This is a genomic window from Oleiphilus sp. HI0123, assembly GCF_001635315.1.
In genome coordinates this window covers 1-334 of sequence record NZ_LWGE01000691.1, presented here as the reverse complement: position 1 = coordinate 334, position 334 = coordinate 1, and the positions used below count along the sequence as shown (strand labels likewise).

Here is a 334-nt window from a genome sequence, read left to right as displayed (position 1 = left end):
TAATGCCCAGTTCAAATTCATCACCAGGTTTTACTTCACCATTCGGAGTGTCGGAATACTTAACGACATATCGCTGATTATGAATATGACTGACCAAAGCCAAAGGTAACTCGAAAGTCTGCTTTCCCAAGGCCAAAACTCGCTGGATTTTTTCTTCAACTGATAATTCACTGTCGGCAGTAATGAGGTGCAAACGACGAAGTGTATTAATTGCTTTGTTGTTTTCCGTCAGGTCATTCATAAAGACGAAAAAGCCAACAACATTACCTTCTCTAATTTGCGGAAGGTAGGTTGCTTGTCTGTAGATCATGCCGGTTCTAAGGTCTAGCTCAAT

The 334-nt window shown here is 41.0% G+C and carries 1 protein-coding gene; it reads right to left on the bottom strand.

Annotation, left to right across the window (positions count from 1 at the left end; all coding sequences use genetic code 11):
- The coding region (locus A3761_RS27160) for a hypothetical protein (protein WP_197472890.1) at positions 1 to 334 on the bottom strand (334 nt) is incomplete at both ends.